General features: G+C 73.0%; 14 protein-coding genes, 1 tRNA gene and 1 pseudogene. 6 read left to right on the top strand and 10 right to left on the bottom strand.

Features of this window, described 5'->3' with window-relative positions; translation table 11 throughout:
* Positions 1 to 102: 102 nt before the first annotated feature.
* Positions 103 to 1,929, bottom strand: coding sequence for an AMP-dependent synthetase/ligase (locus tag IH25_RS0108985; RefSeq protein ID WP_030605762.1), 1,827 nt, complete (start codon positions 1,927 to 1,929; stop codon positions 103 to 105).
* Positions 1,930 to 2,274: 345 nt separating this feature from the next.
* On the bottom strand, positions 2,275 to 3,774 hold the full coding sequence (locus IH25_RS0108980) for an MFS transporter (RefSeq protein ID WP_030605760.1): 1,500 nt from the start codon (positions 3,772 to 3,774) through the stop codon (positions 2,275 to 2,277).
* Between the two features lie 121 nt (positions 3,775 to 3,895).
* Here IH25_RS0108980 and IH25_RS0108975 point away from each other — a divergent pair, with 121 nt between their 5' ends.
* The gene (locus IH25_RS0108975; RefSeq protein ID WP_391637695.1) at positions 3,896 to 4,864 is read left to right on the top strand and encodes an Lrp/AsnC family transcriptional regulator; all 969 of its coding nucleotides are present in this window, start codon (positions 3,896 to 3,898) and stop codon (positions 4,862 to 4,864) included.
* A gap of 21 nt (positions 4,865 to 4,885) precedes the next feature.
* Here IH25_RS0108975 and IH25_RS0108970 read toward each other — a convergent pair whose 3' ends face one another.
* On the bottom strand, positions 4,886 to 5,755 hold the full coding sequence (locus tag IH25_RS0108970) for a LysR substrate-binding domain-containing protein (RefSeq protein WP_030605756.1): 870 nt from the start codon (positions 5,753 to 5,755) through the stop codon (positions 4,886 to 4,888).
* Between the two features lie 156 nt (positions 5,756 to 5,911).
* Between IH25_RS0108970 and IH25_RS0108965 the strand changes: the two genes are divergently transcribed.
* The gene (locus tag IH25_RS0108965; RefSeq protein ID WP_051753835.1) at positions 5,912 to 6,976 is read left to right on the top strand and encodes a bile acid:sodium symporter family protein; all 1,065 of its coding nucleotides are present in this window, start codon (positions 5,912 to 5,914) and stop codon (positions 6,974 to 6,976) included.
* Here IH25_RS0108965 and IH25_RS0108960 read toward each other — a convergent pair.
* Complete coding sequence (locus tag IH25_RS0108960; protein ID WP_030605751.1) at positions 6,926 to 8,794, bottom strand: sialidase family protein; 1,869 nt, start codon at positions 8,792 to 8,794, stop codon at positions 6,926 to 6,928. The two genes, IH25_RS0108965 and IH25_RS0108960, sit on opposite strands and share 51 nt — an antisense overlap.
* Positions 8,795 to 8,905: 111 nt before the next feature.
* A complete protein-coding gene (locus tag IH25_RS0108955) occupies positions 8,906 to 9,823 on the bottom strand; it encodes a quinone oxidoreductase family protein (RefSeq protein ID WP_030605749.1) in 918 nt (305 codons plus the stop codon).
* Positions 9,824 to 9,963: 140 nt separating this feature from the next.
* On the opposite strand from IH25_RS0108955, the pseudogene IH25_RS0108950 reads away from it, so the two are divergent.
* Positions 9,964 to 10,398 (top strand): annotated as a pseudogene (locus tag IH25_RS0108950) (MarR family winged helix-turn-helix transcriptional regulator); the annotation flags it as partial.
* Between the two features lie 198 nt (positions 10,399 to 10,596).
* Here IH25_RS0108950 and fdhD read toward each other — a convergent pair.
* Entirely contained in the window at positions 10,597 to 11,445 is an 849-nt protein-coding gene (fdhD, locus tag IH25_RS0108945) for a formate dehydrogenase accessory sulfurtransferase FdhD (protein ID WP_030605746.1), read from the bottom strand.
* A 243-nt stretch (positions 11,446 to 11,688) separates the two neighbouring features.
* Between fdhD and IH25_RS0108940 the strand changes: the two genes are divergently transcribed.
* On the top strand, positions 11,689 to 12,636 hold the full coding sequence (locus IH25_RS0108940; RefSeq protein WP_030605744.1) for a beta-ketoacyl-ACP synthase III: 948 nt from the start codon (positions 11,689 to 11,691) through the stop codon (positions 12,634 to 12,636).
* A 142-nt stretch (positions 12,637 to 12,778) separates the two neighbouring features.
* A complete protein-coding gene (locus IH25_RS0108935; RefSeq protein WP_030605742.1) occupies positions 12,779 to 13,456 on the top strand; it encodes a GntR family transcriptional regulator in 678 nt (225 codons plus the stop codon).
* Between the two features lie 81 nt (positions 13,457 to 13,537).
* On the opposite strand, the gene IH25_RS0108930 is transcribed toward IH25_RS0108935, so the two are convergent.
* The 4 genes from IH25_RS0108930 to IH25_RS0108915 form a co-directional block, all read right to left on the bottom strand.
* Positions 13,538 to 14,959, bottom strand: coding sequence for an OFA family MFS transporter (locus IH25_RS0108930; RefSeq protein WP_030605739.1), 1,422 nt, complete (start codon positions 14,957 to 14,959; stop codon positions 13,538 to 13,540).
* Between the two features lie 175 nt (positions 14,960 to 15,134).
* On the bottom strand, positions 15,135 to 17,282 hold the full coding sequence (locus IH25_RS0108925) for an acetate--CoA ligase family protein (RefSeq protein ID WP_030605737.1): 2,148 nt from the start codon (positions 17,280 to 17,282) through the stop codon (positions 15,135 to 15,137).
* A 1-nt stretch (position 17,283) separates the two neighbouring features.
* A complete protein-coding gene (gene frc, locus IH25_RS0108920) occupies positions 17,284 to 18,516 on the bottom strand; it encodes a formyl-CoA transferase (protein WP_030605734.1) in 1,233 nt (410 codons plus the stop codon).
* A gap of 11 nt (positions 18,517 to 18,527) precedes the next feature.
* On the bottom strand, positions 18,528 to 20,225 hold the full coding sequence (locus IH25_RS0108915; protein ID WP_030605732.1) for a thiamine pyrophosphate-binding protein: 1,698 nt from the start codon (positions 20,223 to 20,225) through the stop codon (positions 18,528 to 18,530).
* Between the two features lie 321 nt (positions 20,226 to 20,546).
* Here IH25_RS0108915 and IH25_RS0108910 point away from each other — a divergent pair.
* Positions 20,547 to 20,634 (top strand) — tRNA-Leu (locus tag IH25_RS0108910).
* The last annotated feature ends 123 nt before the right edge of the window (positions 20,635 to 20,757 follow it).

Raw genomic sequence — 20,757 nt, 5'->3', positions numbered from 1 at the left:
CATGGTCAACGATCAGAGGCCGTTCCGCATTCCTGACCACGCGCGTCACCTCGGATTTCCCGCCGCGCGCGGCAGCCCGCGAAGGTGCCGCGGGGCGGGGTGTCAGACGCGGTAGAGCGCCTCCACCTCGTTCGCGTACGCCTTCTCGATCGCCTTCCGCTTCAGCTTCAACGACGGCGTCAGCAGGCCGTGTTCCTCGGTGAACGGCTGGGCCAGGATGCGGAAGGTGCGGATCGACTCCGCCTGCGAGACCAGCGTGTTGGCGGCCACCACCGCGCGCCGCACCTCCGCCTCCAGATCCGCGTCGCGCACCAGCTCGGCCGCGGTCATCCCCGGCTTGCAGCGCATCTGGAGCCAGTGCTCGACGGCCTCCCGGTCCAGCGTCACCAGAGCGGCGATGAAGGGCCGGTCGTTGCCGACCACGATGCACTGGCTGACCAGCGGATGTTCGCGCACCCGCTCCTCCAGCACGCCCGGCGAGACGCTCTTGCCGCCGGAGGTCACCAGGATCTCCTTCTTGCGGCCGGTGATGGTCAGATAGCCGTCCTCGTCCAGCGCGCCCAGGTCCCCGGTGGCCAGCCAGCCGTCGTGCAGGGTCTCGTCGGTGGCCTTCTGGTTGTTGAGGTAGCCCTGGAAGACGGTCCCGCCGCGCAGCCAGATCTCCCCGTCGTCGGCGATGTGCACGGTCACGCCCGGGACCGGCGGGCCCACGGTGCCGTAGCGGGTGCGCCCGGGCGGGTTGGCGGTCGCGGCGGCCGTCGACTCGGTCAGCCCGTAGCCCTCGTAGATCTGCACGCCCGCGCCCGCGAAGAACAGACCCAGCCGGCGGTCCATCGCCGATCCGCCGGACATCGCGTTGCGGATCCGCCCGCCCATCGCGGCGCGGATCTTGGCGTACACCAGCTTGTCGAACAGCTGGTGCTGCATCCGCAGCCCCGCCGACGGGCCCGGCCCGGTGCCCCACGCCTTGGCCTCCACCGCCTCCGCGTACTTCACGGCGATGTCGACGGCCTTCTCGAACGGCCCCGACCTGCCCTCCCGCTCGGCCTTGCGGCGGGCCGCGTGGAACACCTTCTCGAAGATGTAGGGCACGGCGAGGATGAACGTCGGCCGGAACGCGGCCAGGTCGGGCAGCAGGGCGGCGGCGTGCAGCTGCGGCTGGTGCCCGAAGCGGACCTTGCCGCGGATCGCGGCGACCTCCACCATCCGCCCGAAGACGTGCGCCAGCGGCAGGAACAGCAGCGTGGACGCCTCGTCGCCCTTCCTGGAGTGGAACACCGGCTCCCACCCCCGCAGCACGGTGTCCGCCTCGCACATGAAGTTGCCGTGGGACAGCAGACAGCCCTTGGGGCGGCCCGTGGTGCCGGAGGTGTAGATGACGGTGGCGACCGAGTCCGGGGTCACCGCCTGCCGGTGCCGGTGCACCACCTCGTCGTCCAGGTGCGCCCCGGCGTCGTACAGCTCCTGCACACAGCCGGCGTCCAGCTGCCACAGCCGGCGCAGCCGGGGCAGCCGGTCGATGACGGTGGCCACCGTCATCGCGTGGTCCTCGTGCTCCACCACGGCCGCGGTCACCTCGGCGTCGTGCAGCATCCACAGGCACTGCTCGGCCGAGGAGGTGGGGTAGACGGGCACCACCTGGGCGCCGATGGTCCACAGGGCGAAGTCGAAGAGGGTCCACTCGTAGCGGGTGCGGGACATGATCGCGACGCGGTCGCCGAAGCGCACGCCCTCGGCCAGCAGGCCCTTGGCGAGGGCCATGACCTCGTCGCGGAACTCGGCGGCGGTCACGTCCCGCCATTGCCCGGCGGCGTCCTTGCGGCCGAGCGCGATGTGCCGCGGGTCGGTCAGGGCGTGCTCGAAGACGATGTCGGCCAGACCGCCCGCCGGCGGTGGCGACACCAGCGGAGGGTTGGTGAACTCGCGCAACCTCGCTCCCCGTTTTCTCGCGTCTCGGTGTCGCTGGTCCACGCACCGCAACAGCGCGGTGAAAGCTACCTCACACGATCCGCCTGCGGGAGGGCTACGGAAGCCGGGCAAACCGCGCGTTCCGCCCGGACGACCGCCGGGAAATGCCCGCACATGGGGAAGGGCCGGACACAACACCGACGGCACCGTAAGTTTCGGTACCGTAATCTCCACCGAATCTGTACCGGCCGCTTACGGCGGCCGGATCCGCACACCCTCCGGTGGTGCGGGGGCGGCCCCGGAGCCCTCGCACCGTGACCGCCCCGTGGGCCGTACCCGCGCAGCCGCCGGGAGAGGCGGCACGGTTCAGCCGCGTGCCGCCGCCTTCTCGGGGGCCGCCCCGGGGGCCGGCGCGGGGGCGGGCGCGGGTGTCCGGCGGCCCAGCCGGACCAGCGCCATCACCAGGGCGCCCGCCACCAGCCCGGCCAGGCCCGCCACCACCAGGGCGCCGTTCAGCCCGGAGGCGAACGCGGCCCGCAGGGAGTGCTCCGGGACCCCGTCGCGCAGCAGCGCCCCGGCGCCGCCGCCGGCCAGCGCGTGCGCCGCGTCGTCGGGGAGCCGGCCGGTCATCCGAGAGGTGAGAACGGTGCCGATGACCGCCACCCCGAGCGCGTAGCCCAGCTGCCGGACGGTGTTCACGGCGCCGCCCGCCATCCCGGCCCGCTCGGCCGGCACCGAGGCCAGCGCCGCCCCGGCCACCGTCGGCGCCACGAACCCGGTACCGGCCCCGACCAGCACGAATCCCGGCACCAGCGCCGTCCAGTCCGAGCCCGCGCCCAGCACCGCCTGGCACAGCGTGCCGGTACCGACCAGCAGCAGCCCGCCGCCGACCGTCAGCCAGGCCGGCACCCCGTGCAGCAGCCGGCCCACCAGCACCGCCACCACCATCGACACCACCGTCATCGGCAGCAGCGTCAGCCCGCCGCGCACCGGCGACATCCCGAGCAGCGTCTGCATCCAGATCGACAGGTACGGAATGGCGCCGAAGGCCACCCCGTTGAAGGCGAACGCGCCCAGCATCGTGCCGACGAACGCGGGCCGGCGCAGCAGCGACAGATCCAGCAGCGGATGCGCCACCCGCCGCTCCACCAGCGCGAACACCACCACGGCCAGCGCGGCCACGGCGAACGCGGTCAGCGTGGCGGGCGCCGTCCAGCCGTCCTCGCCGGCCCGCACGACGGCGTACGTCGCCCCGCCCGCGAACACCGCGAAGGACACCGTCCCCGCCCAGTCGACGCTCATGCCGCGCGGTCCGCGCGACTCCGGGACCGTCCGCAGCGTCAGCCACACCGCGACCACGCTCACCGGCAGGTTCACGAAGAAGATCCAGCGCCAGCCCGGACCCTCGGTGATCAGCCCGCCCAGCACCGGACCGACCGCCGCGGCCCCGCCGCTGACCGCGCCCCACACCCCGAGCGCGGCCGAGCGCTGCCGCCCTTGGTAGACCGAGCCCAGCAGCGGCAGCGTCGTCGCGAACATCGCCGCCCCGCCGATGCCCTGCAACGCCCGCGCCGCCACCAGCAGGCCCGGGTCCGACGCCAGCCCGCACAACAGGCTGGCCAGCGCGAACAGCACCACGCCCACCACATGCACCCGGCGCCGGCCCAGGATGTCGGCCGCCGCCCCCGCCCCGAGCAGCAGCGCGGCCAGCGCCAGCGCGTACCCGTCCACCACCCACTGCAAGTCGCCCAGCGACGCGTGCAGCGACCCCGCCATGTCCGGCAGCGCGACCACCACGATGGTCACGTCCAGCAGCAGCATGAACGTGCCCAGGCATATGGCCGTGAGCGTCCCCCAGCTCCGCAATCCCCTCAACTCCCTGTCCCTGCGATCGGTGTACCGCCGCGTACGATGACCCGACGGCGGCCGATCGGACGCCCCACCGAGCCGCACGCGACGGAATCCGACGGGGGAGAGCATGCTGCGGATGGAATCCGACACCTTTGATCTGCTGGACCTCCAGCTGCTCTGCGCGCTGGAGACAGACGGCCGCGCTCCCTTCAGCCGGATCGCCGCCGTGCTCGGCGTCTCCGACCGCACCATCGCCCGCCGCTACCGCCGCCTGTGCGCCGAGGGCGGGCTGCGGGTCGTCGTGCTGCGGGACGCCGCCCGGCTCGGCGAGGACCAGTGGATGCTGCGGCTGCGCTGCGCGCCCGACGGCGCCGCCGTCATCGCCGACGCGCTCGCCCGGCGCCCCGACACCTACTGGATCGGGCTGTGCTCCGGCGGCACCGAGATCGCCTGCATCACCCGCCCGCGCAGCCCCGGCGACCACGACGACCTGCTGCTGGGCAAGCTGCCCCGCACCCCCAGCGTCGTCGAGATCCGCGCCCAGCAGCTCCTGCACCGCTTCTACGGCGGCCCGGTCGGCTGGCTGCCCCGCTTCCAGGCGCTCGACGCGGACCAGATCGCCGCGCTCCGCCCCGACCTGCCCGAGCCGGGCCCGGCCCGGCTGGAGCCCGAGGACGCCCCGCTGCTCGCCGTCCTCGAACGCGACGGCCGCGCCGGCTACCCCGAACTCCAGCGCGCCACCGGCCGCTCCGAGTCCGCGCTCCGGCGCCGGCTGTCCGCCCTGATCGCCTCCGGCGCGGTGTACGTCGACGCCGAGTACGACACCGCGGTCCTCGGCTTCCCCAAGAAGGCCATGCTGTGGATCACCACCTCGCCGGGCGCCCTGGACTCCGTCGGCCGGACCCTGGCCGGCCACGACGAGGTCGCGTTCGCCTCCGCCACCGCCGGCCCCTCCCAGATCGTGGCCACCGTCGTCGTCCGCGACACCGCCGCCCTGTACGCCTACCTCAGCGGCCCGCTCGGCCGCCTGGAGGGGGTGCGGCACGTGGAGGCGACGCCCATCCTGCGCGGGGTCAAGCAGCTGACCTACCGCCCGGCCCGCTGACGCCCCGGCGGGCCGGGCCGGTCAGCCGCCGCTGCGCCGCAGCCGCTCGCCGCCGGCCAGCACCGCCGCCGCCAGCGCGTCGGCGGCCTCCCCGGCCGGGCCCCGGCGGCGGCCGTGCACCAGCACGAAGTCGACCTTGCCCAGCTCGGGCAGGCCCGCCCGGTCGGGCAGCCGGAACAGGCCCGGCGGGATCAGCCGCCGGGAGTGGGCCATCACCCCGAGGCCGGCCCGGGCCGCCGCGATCAGCCCGTTGAGGCTGCCGCTCGTGCACACGATCCGCCACGCCCGGCCCTGCCGCTCCAGCACCTGAAGGGCGCGGGCCCGGGTGATGCCCGGCGGCGGATAGACGATCAGCGGAACGGGCCGGTCCGCCTCCAGCCGCAGCCGCTCGGCACCGATCCACACCAGGTCGTCGCGCCACACCAGCGCACCGCGCGGATCCTCCGGGCGCCGCTTGGCCAGCACCAGGTCGAGCTTCCCGGCGGCCAGCCGCTCGTACAGCGTGCCGGACAGCTCCACCGTCAGCTCCAGGTCGACCTCCGGGTGGTCGTAGCGGAAGCCCTCCAGGATCTCCGGCAGCCGGGTCAGCACGAAGTCCTCCGAGGCGCCGAAGCGCAGCCGGCCCCGCACGCGCGTGCCGGAGAAGAACGCCGTCGCCTGCTCGTGCACCTCCAGGATCCGCCGGGCGAACCCCAGCATCGCCTCGCCGTCCTCGGTCAGCTCCACCGAATGGGTGTCCCGGGCGAACAGCTGCCGCCCGGCCGCCTCCTCCAGCCGCCGTACGTGCTGGCTCACCGTGGACTGGCGCAGCCCCAGCCGCCGGGCGGCCTGGGTGAAGCTCAGCGTCTGGGCGACCGCCAGGAAGGTGCGCAGGTGCGTCGGCTCGTACACGTCCCGAGCCTAGCGCGGCCATCACGGAACGCGATGACAGTCAGAGCGGTATACCGGATTCCCGATCGGCGGCGACGAGAGGACGATGGAGGGGGGTCCTGCGGCCCCGGGACCGTACGAACAGTGAGCAAGACGAGACAGAGCAATCGGAGCACCGTGACACGCCTGCGCCGGCCCAGTTGGCTGCCGATCGACCCGTACATCGTGCTGCTGCTCGGGACGGTGGGGCTCGCCGCCCTCCTCCCGGCGCGCGGCACGGCCGCCGACGTGACCTCGGGCGCCTCCACGGCCGCCATCGCCTTCCTCTTCTTCCTCTACGGCGCCCGGCTGTCCACCGGGGAGGCGCTGGACGGACTGCGCCACTGGCGGCTGCACCTCACCGTGCTGATCTGCACCTTCGTCATCTTCCCGGTGTTCGGGCTGGCCGCCCGGGGCCTGGTGCCGGTCCTGCTGACCCAGCCGCTCTACCAGGGGCTGCTGTTCCTGACGCTGGTGCCGTCCACCATCCAGTCGTCCATCGCCTTCACCTCCATCGCCCGCGGCAACGTGCCCGCGGCGATCTGCGCCGGGTCCTTCTCCTCCCTCGCCGGCATCGTCCTGACCCCGCTGCTCGCGGCGGGGCTGCTCGGCGGCGACGCGGTCGGGTTCTCCACGGACTCGCTGGTGAAGATCGTGCTCCAGCTGCTGGTGCCGTTCCTCGCCGGGCAGCTGCTGCGGCGCTGGATCGGCACCTTCGTCACCCGGCACAAGAAGGTCCTCGGCCTGGTCGACCGCGGCTCCATCCTGCTGGTCGTCTACACCGCGTTCAGCGAGGGCATGAACCAGGGCATCTGGCACCAGGTCAGCCCGCTGCGGCTGGCCGCGCTGCTCGGTGTGGAGGCCGTCCTGCTGGCGGTGATGCTGGTCCTGACCTGGTACGGCGCCAAGGCGCTCGGCTTCGGCCGGGCGGACCGGATCGCCGTGCAGTTCGCCGGGTCGAAGAAGTCCCTCGCCTCCGGGCTGCCCATGGCGAGCGTCCTGTTCGGCGCCCAGGCGTCCCTGGCCGTCCTGCCGCTGATGCTCTTCCACCAGATGCAGCTGATGGTGTGCGCGGTCATCGCCAAGCGCCGCTCCCACGACCCGGAGGCGGCCGAGGGCGCGCCCCGGGAGCAGGGGGACGCGCCCGAGGGGTCAGCCGCGGACCCGGTCCAGGGGCAGCCACACAGTCGTGTCCTGCGTTGACCGCAGCACTTTCGGGTCCGCCAGTTCCGCGTCGTCCAGCGCCCGGTCCCACACCCGCACCTCGTCCAGCGCTCCGGTGAGGAAGGCGCGGCTGTCCAGGCGCTGACCGAGGTGCACGCCGAAGGGCGAGTTGCGGCTGACCGAGCCCGGCTTGTCCGCCGTGGAGACGGCCGCGCCGTCGACGGCCAGCGACAGCAGCCCGCCGCCCCGGCGGAGCACGGCGTGGTGCCACCGGCCGTCGTTGTAGGCGGCCGGGGTCTGCACGGACGCGGACTGCGGCGCCCCGGCCCCGTTCCGCACGGTGATCAGCGCCCGCACCCGGTCGCTCGCGGGCTCCCCGCGCAGCCACACCTGCGGTTGGTTGGTGCCGATCCCGCCCATCCACAGCAGCGGCTGCTCGCCGGCCGTGGCCGCGTACCGGAACCACAGCGACACCGTGAAGTCCTTCGTGCCGAGGGGGAGCCCGGCGCGGTACGGCAGCCGGACCGCGTCGTCCGTGCCATCGAACTCCAGCGCGCTTCCCGACACGCCGTCGACGCGCTCCGGGTCGCCGAGCACCGCCGCCGGACGGGCTTTGCGGGCCAGGTCGGGGGTGGCCGGGTCGGGGCCGCGGCGCGGGGCGAGCCAGTCCTCGGTGAAGCGGGCGAAGCGGATCTCGTCCCGGGCGTCCACCGCCCCGCCCTCGTACAGCAGGCCGACCGCGGTGGAGCCGATGCGCACCAGGTCCGAGTAGCCGGACCAGTCCGTGGTGACGACCGTGCCCCGGTCCACGCTGTCCCAGGTCCGCCCGCCGTCGTAGGAGGAGCGGATCATCATGGTGCGGCGCCGGTCGGGGTCGCCGGGGCAGGCGAGCAGCAGGCGGTCGCCGAGCCGCAGCATCGAGCCCTGCACCTGCGGGGTGTACAGGTCCGGCACGGCGCGGAAGGGCCCGGTGAAGGCGGTGCCGCCGTCGCGGCCGACGGCCTGGGTGCGGTGGCCGAGGTCGGTGCCGTCCTGCTCCCGCCCGCTGACCAGGACCGAGCCGTCGGCGCGTTCGGCGAGGGTGAGTTCGGAGGGCTTCTGCCGGAAGGTGCCGTCGGCGGCGATGGGCCAGGTGTCGGTGGCGCCGATCCGCCAGTGGCCGCCGTGGTCGTCGCTGACGATCAGCGCCGCGTGGTTGGCGGTGACCCGGGTGCCGTCCCAGGTCTCGGTGTTGACGCCGAAGACCAGACGCCCCGCGTACCGGCCGCGGGTCAGCTGGATGCCGTGCACGGGCCCGGTGGCGTACCAGGAGTTCCAGTCGGCGGGCAGGATCTCGGGGCTCAGATCGCGCGGCGCGGACCAGGTCTCGCCGTCGTCGTCGCTGTACTGCAGGTGCGGGGTGCGGTCGCAGGGGACGCGGCAGCTGGCGCTGTCGCCGCGGCCGGTGTTGTAGGTCTCCGCCAGCCAGATCCGGCCGGTGTCGCGGTCCACGACCGGCGCCGGGTTGCCATGGGTGTCGCCGCCGCCCTCGGTGACGACCTGGAGCGGCCCCCAGGTGCGCCCGCCGTCGCTGGAGCGCTTGAGCACGATGTCGATGTCGGCGGCGTCACCGCAGTTCAGGACCCGGCCCTCGGCGAACGCCAGCAGGGTGCCGTCGGTCGTGCGCACCACCGCCGGGATGCGGAAGCAGGCGTAACCGGGATCCTGGCCCGCCTTGAACAGCACCTGCTGCTCGAACTCGGATGCCGCAGAGGAGGGTTGGGCGCGGGCCGGTGCGGCGGGCAGGAAGGGCAGGAGCAACCCGGCCGCGGCGAGGGCGAGTACGGGTCTGAGGCGGGTGCGGAGACTCGGCGGCACGGTGCGGCCTGCCCTTCGTCGGCCGGATGAGCGGACATCCGGACATCCCATGTCCAACATGCGCCCGAACGACGGTACTTGCGGGGGGTACGGCTCACAAGAAGCGTGCACTCACGGGCACAGGACGACCTTGCCGAGGTTGGCCCGGGTGGTGATCACCCGGTGCGCCGCCTCCGCCTCCTCCAGGGCGAACTCCCCGTGCACGGCGGGCTTCAGGGAACCCTCGGCATGCAGCCGCCACAGCTCCCGGCGCCACCGCTCGTACAGCTCCGGCCGCTCGCGGGCGATCAGCGCCATCTGGAAGCCGGTCACCGACTTGGCGCCCACCAGCAGGTCGTACGCCTGGATCGTGCCGCCGCCCGAGCTGTAGGCGACCAGGCGGCCGTGCGGGGCGAGCGCGGCCAGGGCCGGGGTGAGCAGCTCCCCGCCGACGGCGTCCAGGACGCAGTCGACCGGCTCGCCCCAGCCGTCGTCGTCGTACCGCACGCAGTCGTCCACGCCGAGGGAGCGGACGAAGTCCGCCTTCGCCGCGCTGGAGACGGCCCCCACCACCCGGCCCGCGCCCCGTGCCCGGGCGAGCTGTACCGCGAGGTGCCCGACACCGCTCGCCGCCGCCGTGACGAGGACCGACTCGCCCGGCGCGAGCCGTGCCGCCTCCAGCGCGCCGTACGCCACCAGGCCGCTGCGCACCAGCGCGATCGCGGTGACGAAGCCGGCGCCCTCCGGCACCGGTGAGGCCATGGCCTCGCGCACCACGGCGAAGTCGGCGTAGCCGTGGCCGAAGCACAGCCCGGTCACCCGGTCGCCGGTCCGGAAGCGGGACACGCCGGGGCCGGCCGCCACCACCTCGCCCGCGACCTCCCCGCCCAGCGGCACCGGCTCGGCGGCCTCGGCCACCTTGCGGACCATCGGCAGGGTGAGGCCGACGGCGGCACAGCGCACCAGCAGCTCGCCGGGGCCGGGCTCCGGGACGGGCACCTCCTCCAGGAACAGGGGACCGCCGGGGGACTCGTAGCGGACGCGACGCATCGCACACCTCCTCGGGCCGGGCGCACCGGCACCGTCGGCCATGAGGCCGTTCGTGGGGAACACCCATGAGTTCGTTGGGAGCCCCAACGGTAGAGGAGGGTCGTTGGGAAGTCCAATGATTCTTCGGTTAGGCTGCGGTCATGGCCGAAGCACCGCTGCCCGCGATCCGTTCCCTGCCGAGCTGGCTCCTGGGCCGGGCCGCCGCCCGGGGCCGCGCCCTGGTCGCCGACGCCCTCGCGGCCGAGGGGCTGAAGATGTGGCACCACGTGGTGCTCTCCGCCGTCCGCGACCTCGCCCCGGTCGCCCAGGCCGACCTCGGCCGCGCTGTGAGCCTGGACCCCAAGGACGTGGTCGGCATCCTGAACGACCTGCAGTCGGCGGGCCTGGTCGAGCGCGCCCCCGACCCCCGCGACCGGCGCAAGAACGCCGTGACCCTCACCGAGGACGGCGCCCGGCTCCTCACCCGCTGCGAGAAGGCCGCGCGCGAGGCCAACGACGAGCTGCTGGCCCCCCTGTCGGCCGCCGAACGGGAGCGGTTCATGGAGCTGCTGGCCCGGATCTCCGGGGTCGGCGGTGTCGCGGGTGGATCGGGTGGTCCGGGGGTCTCCGGCGTTGGGGGTGGCTCCGGTGGTCCGGGTGGCTCCGGTGGTCCGGGGGCCTCCGCCGTGGAGGGCTGACGGCGTCGCGGCGGGCTGAGCGCGCCGCGGAGGGCCGACGGTGCCGCGGAGAGCCGACAGTGCCGCGGAGGGCCGATCGCGCCGCCCGTGTTCTCGTCAGGCCTGGGCGGCCGGCTCCCGCAGGGCGATGCGGTGCTCGCCCGCGTACACGTTCATCGAGGTGCCCCGCAGGAAGCCCACCAGGGTCAGGCCGGTCTCCGCGGCCAGGTCCACCGCGAGCGAGGACGGCGCCGAGACGGCCGCGAGGACCGGGATGCCCGCCATGACCGCCTTCTGCGCCAGCTCGAAGGAGGCCCGGCCGGAGACCATGAGGATCGTCCGGGACAGCGGCAGCGCGTCGCTCTGCAGCGCCCGTCCCACGAGCTTGTCGACCGCGTTGTGCCGGCCGACGTCCTCGCGGCTGTCCAGCAGCTCCCCGTCCTCGCCGAACAGGGCCGCCGCGTGCAGTCCTCCGGTCCGGTCGAACACCCGCTGGGCCGCCCGCAGCCGCTCGGGGAGGTCCGCCAGCAGCTCGGGGGTGACCCGCAGCGGGGGAGTGTCGGCGATGGGCCAGCGCGCGGTCGTCCGGACGGCGTCCAGGCTGGCCTTGCCGCACAGGCCGCAGGAGGAGGTGGTGTAGACGTTCCGCTCCAGGGTGAAGTCCGGGAGGGCGACACCGGGGGCGGTGTGCACGTCGACCACGTTGTAGGTGTTGGAGCCGTCCGCCGTGGCGCCCGCGCAGTAGACGATGTTCCGCAGGTCCGCCGCCGTGGCCAGGACGCCCTCGCTCACCAGGAAGCCGGCCGCCAGCGCGAAGTCGTCGCCCGGGGTCCGCATGGTGATCGCCAGCGGCTTGCCGTTCAGCCGGATCTCCAGGGGTTCCTCCGCGACGAGGGTGTCCGGCCGGGTGGAGACCGCCCCGTCCCGGATGCGCAGGACCTTGCGTCGTTCCGTGACTCGTCCCATGTTCCGATCAGCCCCGGTTCTGTGCGTGCCGGCCTCCGACCCTCCCATTGTCCTGCACATGGGGAGCGGGGGAGCGGGCGGGGGCGGATCGCGCCGGGGCGCGGATTATGTGGACGTCCGACGGTCTGACGGGAGCCGACAATCCCGGCGCGGGTTTCCTGTGGCCTCACCTGCCGTCGTACCGGCCGGTCACTGACCACACTGGTGGGTCCCGCCACCCACGGCCCCGAGGGGATTCCCGCCATGAACGGCTCGCGCATCGTCGCCATCGGCCACTACCAGCCCGCCCGGGTGCTCACCAACGACGACCTGGCGGCCATGGTCGACACCAGCGACGAGTGGATCCGCAGCCGGGTGGGCATCCGGACCCGGCGCATCGCCGGCCCCGACGAGCCCGTGGACGAGCTGGCCGCGCACGCCGCCGCCAAAGCCCTCGCCGCGGCCGGGCTGACCCCGGACGAGATCGACCTGGTCCTCGTCGCCACCTCGACCGCCATCGACCGCTCCCCGAACACCGCCGCCCGGGTCGCGGCCCGGCTCGGCATCCCCGGGCCCGCCGCGCTGGACGTCAACGTGGTGTGCGCCGGCTTCACCCACGCGCTGGCCACCGCCGACCACACCCTGCGGGCCGGCGCCGCCACCCGCGCCCTGGTCATCGGCGCCGACAAGATGTCCGACGTCACCGACTGGACCGACCGCAGCACCTGCGTCCTGGTCGGCGACGGGGCCGGCGCGGCCGTGGTGACCGCCTGCCCGCCGGGAGCCGAACCCGGCATCGGGCCGGTGCTGTGGGGCTCGGTGCCCGAGATGGGACACGCCGTACGGATCGAGGGCACCCCGCCCCGGTTCGCGCAGGAGGGCCAGAGCGTCTACCGCTGGGCCACCACCCGGCTCCCGGCCATCGCCCGCCAGGCCTGCGAGAAGGCCGGGGTGGCCCCCGAGGAACTCGCCGGGGTCGTCCTGCACCAGGCCAATCTGCGGATCATCGAGCCGCTGGCCCAGAAGCTCGGCGCCGTGCACGCGGTGGTCGCCCGCGATGTCACCGAGTCCGGCAACACCTCGGCCGCCAGCATCCCGCTCGCCTTCTCCAAGCTGCTCGAACAGGGCGCCCTGCGCAGCGGCGACCCGGTGCTGCTGTTCGGGTTCGGCGGCAACCTGTCCTACGCCGGGCAGGTCGTCCGCTGCCCCTGAGGGCCAGCACCGCCTCGCGTACGGGCTCCCGTGTGCCCCGCGCGGGCCCGGGCACAGGATCCTGTGCACCGTAGACTGTAGACGAAAGACAATCGATACTGAGCGTCCATCGCCCGCGTCAGACCCGCCCAGGAGGACCGCGATGTTGTCGACCGGACTGCCGCAAGGGGCGGTGCCCAGGCTGGAGCGGCCGGGCCCGCTGCGCGAGCGCGTGTACGAGGCGCTGCTGGAACTCATCACCACCCGCGCCCTGCGGCCCGGACAGCACCTGGTGGAGAGCGAACTCGCCGGGCACCTCGGCGTCTCCCGGCAGCCCGTGCGCGAGGCGTTGCAACGGCTCAACACCGAGGGGTGGGTCGATCTGCGGCCCGCCCAGGGCGCGTTCGTCCACGAGCCGACCGAAGAGGAGGCCGACCAGCTGCTCACGGTCCGCACCCTGCTGGAGGCGGAGGCCGCCCGGCTGGCCGCCGCGCACGCGGACAGCGCCGGCATCGCCGCCCTGAAGGAGCTGTGCGCCGAGGGCGAGCGCGCCGTGGCGGCCGAGGACGTGGACCGCGCGGTCGCCCTCAACGCGGCCTTCCACAGCAAGGTGATGGAGCTGGCCGGCAACACGGTCCTCGCCGGGCTCGCCGCCCAGGTGGACCGGCGGGTCCGCTGGTACTACACCCCGGTGGCCCGGCAGCGCGGCGGCCAGTCGTGGGTCGAGCACCGGGAGCTGATCGCCGCCATCGACGCCCGGGACGAGCAGCGCGCCACCCGGCTGATGCGCGAACACACCGAGCACACCCGGCGGTCGTACCACGAGCGCGAGACCGCCTGACCAAAACCCGCCGGGCGTCCCCCCGTTCGGCCATGGACGGGGGAACGCCCGGAACAGCGCGGTGGGTTGAAGGGGCGGGCCTCAGGTGGCCGGACGCGGCGCCGGGGCCGGCACCCGGTCCGTGTCGCCCCGGCCCGGCTGCCGCAGCAGCAGGGCCAGCGCCGCCGCCACCATCGAGACACCGCCGGCCAGCGCGTAGGCGCCGTCGTAGCCCCAGGCGCCGACCACCATGGAGCCGAGACCGCCGCCGAACAGCCCGCTGATCAGCTTGCCGCTGTACACCAGGCCGTAGTTGGTGGCGTTGTAGTTCTCGCCGAAGTAGTCCGGGGTCAGCGCCGCGAACAGGGGGTAGAACGCGCCGCCGCCGAAGCCGGAGAGGAAGGCGAAGAACAGGAACAGCCACTGGTTCTTCGCCTCGCCGGCCCAGATGACGCCGAACTGGGCGAGTCCCAGCACCACGATGACGAACACCAGCGTCGTCCTGCGGCCCCACAGGTCCGACAGCCAGCCGACCACCGCGCGTCCGATGCCGTTGATGACGGCCATGACGCCCATCGAGGAGGCCGCGACCAGGGGGCCGAAGCCGACCTCCTTGGCGAAGTCGACCTGGAAGGAGATCCCGAAGATCGACACCCCCGCCGTCATCACGACCATGACCCACATCAGCGGCAGCATCCCGGTCCGCACGGCCTCCTTGGGCGTGAACTGGCGTACCGCCGGCGGGTTCTTCGCCAGGCTCGCGGCGCCCGTGCCGCTGCTCCTGCCGCTGCCCGGGCCCGTCGGCGGGGTCACGTCGGCGGGCCACCAGTTCTTCGGCGGGTCCTGGAAGAAGAACGCGCAGACCGCGACCACGATCAGCACGTAGCAGCCGATCAGGTCGAGCACCCGGTGGTAATCCCCGGTGTCGAACGCGTAATTGAAGATGAAGATGAAGGGCAGCGAACCGTAGGCGAAGCCTCCGTTGACGAAGCCGGTCTTCGCCCCGCGCCGCTCCGGGAACCACTTGCCGACCATGTTGATGCACGTCGCGTAGATCAGCCCGGAACCCACCCCGCCCACGACACCGAAGCCCACGATCGCCGGTAAGACGTCGCGCAGGTGGGACAGGGCCAGGAAGCCGAGCAGACACATCGCCGCGCCGATGTACATCGCCCGGCGCGCCGTGAGCAGGCCCCGTTCGCGCAGCCAGCCCGCCGGGAACGCGATGCCCGCCTGGAAGAAGATCCAGACGCTCAGGATCCAGAACGTGTCGCTCTGGGTCCAGCCGTGGGCCGCGGACAGGGTGTCCTCCGCGGAGCCGTAGGCGTACTCCGAGACGCTGATGGCCATCATGGAGACCCACGGGAGGTACACCATGAGCTTGCGGGAGTGACCGAGGATGTCCCGGTCCGTCTCGCCGACGCGGTAGACCCGGCCGCGGGCGTCGGTCACCTCGCGGTAGGCGTGGTGCGGCCGGTCCGGTTCGGCCGGGGTCTGCCGAGTCTTCATGTGATCTGACGTCATGTCAGGCCAGCTCCTCGCCGGTGGGGGGAACGGATGGAGGACGGACGGTGCGCCGGGCACGGGGTGGGGCCCGGCGCCGTACGGAAGAGGAGGAAGACGGGCGGGGCGGGCGGAGGGCGGCGGGAGACCGGTGGGATCACATACCCCCCGGGTCCGGGACCGCCGGCCGGTCACCTCAGGAACCGCCCCGCAGCAGGCCGGCCGCCCGCGCCCACCGGTACTTGGCGCCGAGCACGGCCACCGGCTTCTCGGTCGTGTACGGATACGCCACGACCCCCCGCTCGAACAGGTACCGGCAGGCCTCCTCGACCTCCACGTCACCGGCGAGCGAGGCCACCACCGGCTTCCGCACGCCGCGTTCGCGGAACTCGGCCACCACCCGGGCGGTCAGCTCGGCGAACACCATCGGCGGGGTGACGATGGTGTGCCAGTAGCCCAGCACCAGCGCGTGCACCCGGGGGTCGGCGAGTCCCAGCCGGATCGTCGCCTCGTACGTCGCCGGCGGCTCGCCCCCGGTGATGTCGACCGGGTTGCCGGCCGCTCCGAACGGCGGGATGAACCGGCGGAAGGCCTCGTCCAGGTCGGGCGGTATCTCCATCAGCGACAGCCCGTTGTCCGTCACCGCGTCCGACAGCAGCACCCCGCTGCCGCCCGCGCCGGTGATGATGACGACGTTGTCGCCTTCCGGGGTGGGCAGCACCGGCAACGCGCGCGCGTACTCCAGCAGGTCGTCCAGGCCCGGCGCCCGGATCACCCCGGCCTGCCGCAGGATGTCGTCGTAGACCGCGTCGTCGCCCGCGAGTGCCCCGGTGTGCGAGCCGGCCGCCCGCGCGCCCGCCGCCGTACGGCCCGCCTTCAGCACCACCACCGGCTTCTTCGGCACGACCTCGCGGGCCGCCGCCACGAACGCCCGCCCGTCCTTGAGGTCTTCCAGGTGCATGGCGACGCACTCGGTGTGCGGATCCTCGCCGAACCAGGTCAGCAGGTCGTCCTCGTCCAGATCCGCCTTGTTGCCGAGGCCGACGATCGCCGACACGCCCGTCCGCGTGGTGCGCGCGAAGCCGAGGACGGCCATGCCGATGCCACCGGACTGCGAGGTCAGCGCCACCGGGCCCTTGACGTCGTAGGGCGTGCAGAACGTGGCGCACAGGTCCTGCCAGGTGGAGTAGTAGCCGTAGATGTTCGGGCCGAGCAGGCGTACGCCGTACCGCTCGGCGATCTCCACCAGCTCCGCCTGGAGCGCGTGTTCGCCGGTCTCCGCGAACCCGGACGGGATGAGCACGGCGTTGGGAATCCCCTTGCGCCCCGCCTCCTCCAGCGCCGCGGCCACGAACCGGGCCGGGATGGCGAAGACGGCCACGTCCACCTCGCCGGGCACGTCGGCGACGCTCCGGTACGCCTTGCGGCCCAGGATGTCGTCGGCCCGGGGATTCACCGGGTGGATGTCACCCGCGAACCCGCCGTCGAGGAGGTTGCGCAGCACCGAATTGCCGATCTTCCCGGGCTCGTTGGAGGCGCCGATCACCGCCACCGAACGCGGGTGCATCAGCCGGCGCATCGAGGCGAGGATCTCCTCGCGGCCGTACGTCCGCCGTGGTGCGGGTTGCCGCTCGGCGAAAATGATCCGGATGTCGGCGGCGACCGCGCCCCGGTCCGTGGCGATCACCGGATTGAGGTCCACCTCCCCGATCTCGGGGAAGTCCGCGACCAGTCGGGACACCCGCCGGATCTGTTCGGCCACCGCCCACCGGTCCACCCCGGCCCGCCCGCGGACCCCGCGCAGGATTCCTGCCGCCCGGATGGAGTCGAGCATCGACAGCGCCTCGTCGGCCGAGACGGGAGCGAGGCGGAACGTCACATCCCTCAGCACCTCCACCAGCACCCCGCCCAGCCCGAACGCCACCACCTTCCCGAAGGCCGGATCGGTGACCGCGCCGACGATGACCTCCTGGCCCGCCGGCAGCAACTCCTGCACCAGCACGCCCTCGATACGGGCCCCGGCGTCGTAGGCGCGCGCGTTGCCGACGATCTCGTGGAACGCGGCCCGTACCCGGTCCGCGCCCTCCACCCCCACGACGACCCCGCCGGCCTCGGTCTTGTGCAGGATGTCCGGGGAGACGATCTTCAGCACCACCGGCCCGCCCAGCCGCGCCGCCGCGGCCACCGCCTCGTCCACGTCCCTGGCCAGCTCCTCGCCCGGTACGGCGATCCCGTAGGCGTCGGCGACCACCCTGCCCTCGGGCGCGGTCAGCGCGGTACGGCCCTCGGCCCGCACCGACTCCAGCAGCTCCCGCACCCGTGCCACCCGGTCCTCGTCCGTCACCTCAGATCACCCCGTCCGACTTCAGCAGGCTCAACTCTGTGTCGCTAAGGCCCAGTTCACCGGCATAGACCTCTTCGTTGTGCTCGCCGAGCAGGGGCGAGGAGGTCACCTCCACGGGGGAGTCGGAGAGTTTGATCGGGCTGCCGACGGTGACGAACTCGCCGCGCTCGGGGTGCGGGACGCGGACCACCATGCCGTCGGCGGCCAGCGAGGCGTCCTCGATGATCTCCTTGGTGGACAGGATCGGCCCGCAGGGGATGTCGTGCGCGGTCAGCCGCTGAAGCACCTCCCACTTGGGCAGCGTGGCCGACCACTCCTCGATCAGCTGGAACATCTTGTTCAGCTTCGGCAGCCGGGCCTCCGGCGTGGCCCACTCGGGGTCGTCGGCGAGTTCGGGCCGGCCGATGAGCTCGGTGATCGGCCGCCAGCCGACGGGCTGGACGATGACGTACACGTAGTCGTTCGGGCCGCCCGGCGCGCACCTGACCGCCCAGCCCGGCTGACCGCCGCCGGAGGCGTTGCCCGAGCGGGGGACCTCCTCGCCGAAGTCCTCGTTGGGGTACTCGGGAAGCGGCCCGTGGGCCAGCCGCTGCTGGTCGCGCAGCTTCACCCGGCACAGGTTGAGCACGGCGTGCTGCATGGCCACGTCGACCCGCTGCCCGCGTCCGGTCCGCTCCCGCTGGAACAGGGCCGCGAGGATCCCGGCCACGGTGTGCACCCCCGTCCCCGAGTCCCCGATCTGGGCCCCCGTCGCCAGCGGCGGCCCGTCCTCGAAACCGGTGGTCGCCATCGACCCGCCCATGGCCTGCGCCACGACCTCGTAGGCTTTGAACCGGGTGTACGGGCCGTCCCCGAACCCCTTGATGGAGGCGTACACGATCCGCGGGTTGATCTCCCGGACGCGGTCCCAGCCGAAGCCCATCCGGTCGACCGCGCCCGGCCCGAAGTTCTCGACCATGACGTCCGAGCGGCGGATCAGCTCGGTGAGGATCTCCTTGCCGCGCTCGGTCTTGGTGTTCAGCGTGATGCTGCGCTTGTTGCAGTTCAGCATCGTGAAGTACAGGGAGTCGACGTCCGGCAGGTCCCGCAGCTGCCTGCGGGTGATGTCGCCGGTCGGTGCCTCCAGTTTCACGACGTCCGCGCCGAGCCAGGCGAGCAGCTGGGTGGCGGACGGTCCGGACTGGACGTGGGTCATGTCGAGGACGCGAATGCCCTCAAGTGCCCTGGCGGTCATGGGCGTTCACCTCACTTGTACATCGTCTGGTTCATGGTTCCGGGGGCGTACGCGTCCGGGTCGACCCAGACGTTGATCAGCGACGGCTTCCCGGACTCGCGGGCCCGGCGCAGGGCGGGGCCGATGTCGGCCGGGTCGCGGACCTCCTCGCCGTGACCGCCCAGGATCTGCGCGAACTTGTCGTACGGCACGTCGCCGAGGGTGTTGCCGACCCGCTCGCGGTCCTTGCCGTACTTGGCGGCCTGGCCGTAACGGATCTGGTTCATGGAGGAGTTGTTGCCGACGATGCCGACGAACGGCAGGTCGTAGCGGACGAGGGTCTCGAAGTCCCAGCCGGTCAGCGAGAAGGCACCGTCGCCGAAGAGGGCGACCACCTCCTTGTCCGGGCGGGCCTGCTTGGCGGCGAGCACGAAGGGGATGCCGACGCCGAGGGTGCCGAGCGGGCCCGGGTCCATCCAGTGGCCGGGCGACTTGGGCTGGACGACCTGCCCGGAGAAGGTGACGATGTCGCCGCCGTCGCCGATGTAGACCGAGTCCTCGGTGAGGAAGTCGTTGATCTCGCTGACCAGCCGGTACGGGTGGATGGGCGAGGCGTCGGACCTGAGCTGCGGCAGCCGCTTGTCGAGGGCGGCCTGCTCCACCGCGCGCAGTTCGTCCAGCCACTCCTTGCGCCGCACGGCCCCGCCGTCGGCCCGTCCGGACGCGGCCTGGGTGACGGCCCTCAGGACCAGTCCCGCGTCGCCGACGATCCCGAGGCCGATGTCACGGTTCTTGCCCACCGTGCGGTAGTCGAGGTCGATCTGCACGACCGTGGCGGTGGGGGAGAGGCGCCGGCCGTAACCCATGCGGAAGTCGAACGGGGTGCCGACGATCACGATGACGTCGGCGTGCGAGAAGGCGTACCGGCGGGAGAGCTGGAAGTGGTGCGGGTCGCCGGGCGGGAGGGTGCCGCGTCCGGCGCCGTTCATGTACGCCGGGATGTTCAGGGTGCGCACCAGCTCGACGGCGGCCTCGGTGCCGCGGGTCGTCCACACCTGGCTGCCCAGCAGGACGGCGGGTTTCCGGGCGTGCACCAGCAGGTCGGCCAGCCGTTCGACCGCCTCCGGGTCGCCGGCCGAGCGGGTCGAGGCCCGGTAGGCGCCGGCCTGCGGCACCCGGGCCCGCTCGCGCGGCACCTTGGCGTCGAGGACGTCCCGGGGGATCTCCAGGAAGGAGGGGCCGGGGGCGCCGTGGTAGCACTCGCGAAAGGCCATCGACACCATGTCCGCGGCGCGGGCGGTGTCCGGCACGGTCGCCGCGAACTTGGTGATCGGCGTCATCATGTCGACGTGCGGCAGGTCCTGGAGGGACCCCATCTTGTGCTGGGCGAGCGCGCCCTGGCCGCCGATGAGCAGCATCGGGGACTCCGCGCGGAAGGCGTTGGCGACGCCGGTGACGGCGTCGGTCGTGCCGGGGCCCGCGGTGACCACGGCGCAGCCCGGTTTGCCGGTGATCCGGGCGTACCCGTCGGCGGCGTGCGCGGCGACCTGCTCGTGCCGGACGTCGACGACTTCTATCCCCTCGTCCACGCAACCGTCGTAGATGTCGATGATGTGGCCGCCGCACAGGGTGTAGACGCGGTCGACCCCTTCGGCCTTCAGCGCCTTGGCGACGAGATGGCCGCCGGAGATCAGGTCCGGGGCGGGGTGGGCGTCCTGGGACTGGGGCATGGCGAGGTCCTCTCCCTTGCCGAGGTGTGCATACAGGAGATTGCATACAGTCGACGAATACTGTATGGACTCGTTATCCCTCATCCGGCGGGCGGTGTCCAGGGGGCGTGGGCGCTTTCGGCCACGGCGCTCGGCGGATTCCGGCCCGTCGCGCTCTGTGCCGCCGCCCTCGCGGACCGTGCGCGACGGGCGGGCTGCGCAGGTGGGGGCGTTGCCGGTTGCCGCCGGGCGGTGGATACGCAGGTGAAACGCACTCCGAAACCTTGGTATTGTTGTCCATGTCGCCGCGGGGAACACGCCCCGCAAGGCGGCAGACACCTGGTCCGGGTGGCGGAATGGCAGACGCGCTAGCTTGAGGTGCTAGTGCCCTTTATCGGGCGTGGGGGTTCAAGTCCCCCCTCGGACACCAGCGAGAGACCCCAGTCGATCTGGGGTCTTTCTGTTTCTCCGGCTGCGGCGTGACCAACAGCCGAGCAGGTCACCCGCTTCCCTGTGCGGAGGAGCCGGGGGAGGGCCGGTTGTCAGTGGTGGG

The organism is Streptomyces achromogenes subsp. achromogenes, from assembly GCF_000720835.1.
GTDB lineage: Bacteria > Actinomycetota > Actinomycetes > Streptomycetales > Streptomycetaceae > Streptomyces > Streptomyces achromogenes.
Note: the sequence above shows the minus strand (reverse complement) of the source record. Positions and strands in the feature narration are given on the sequence as shown.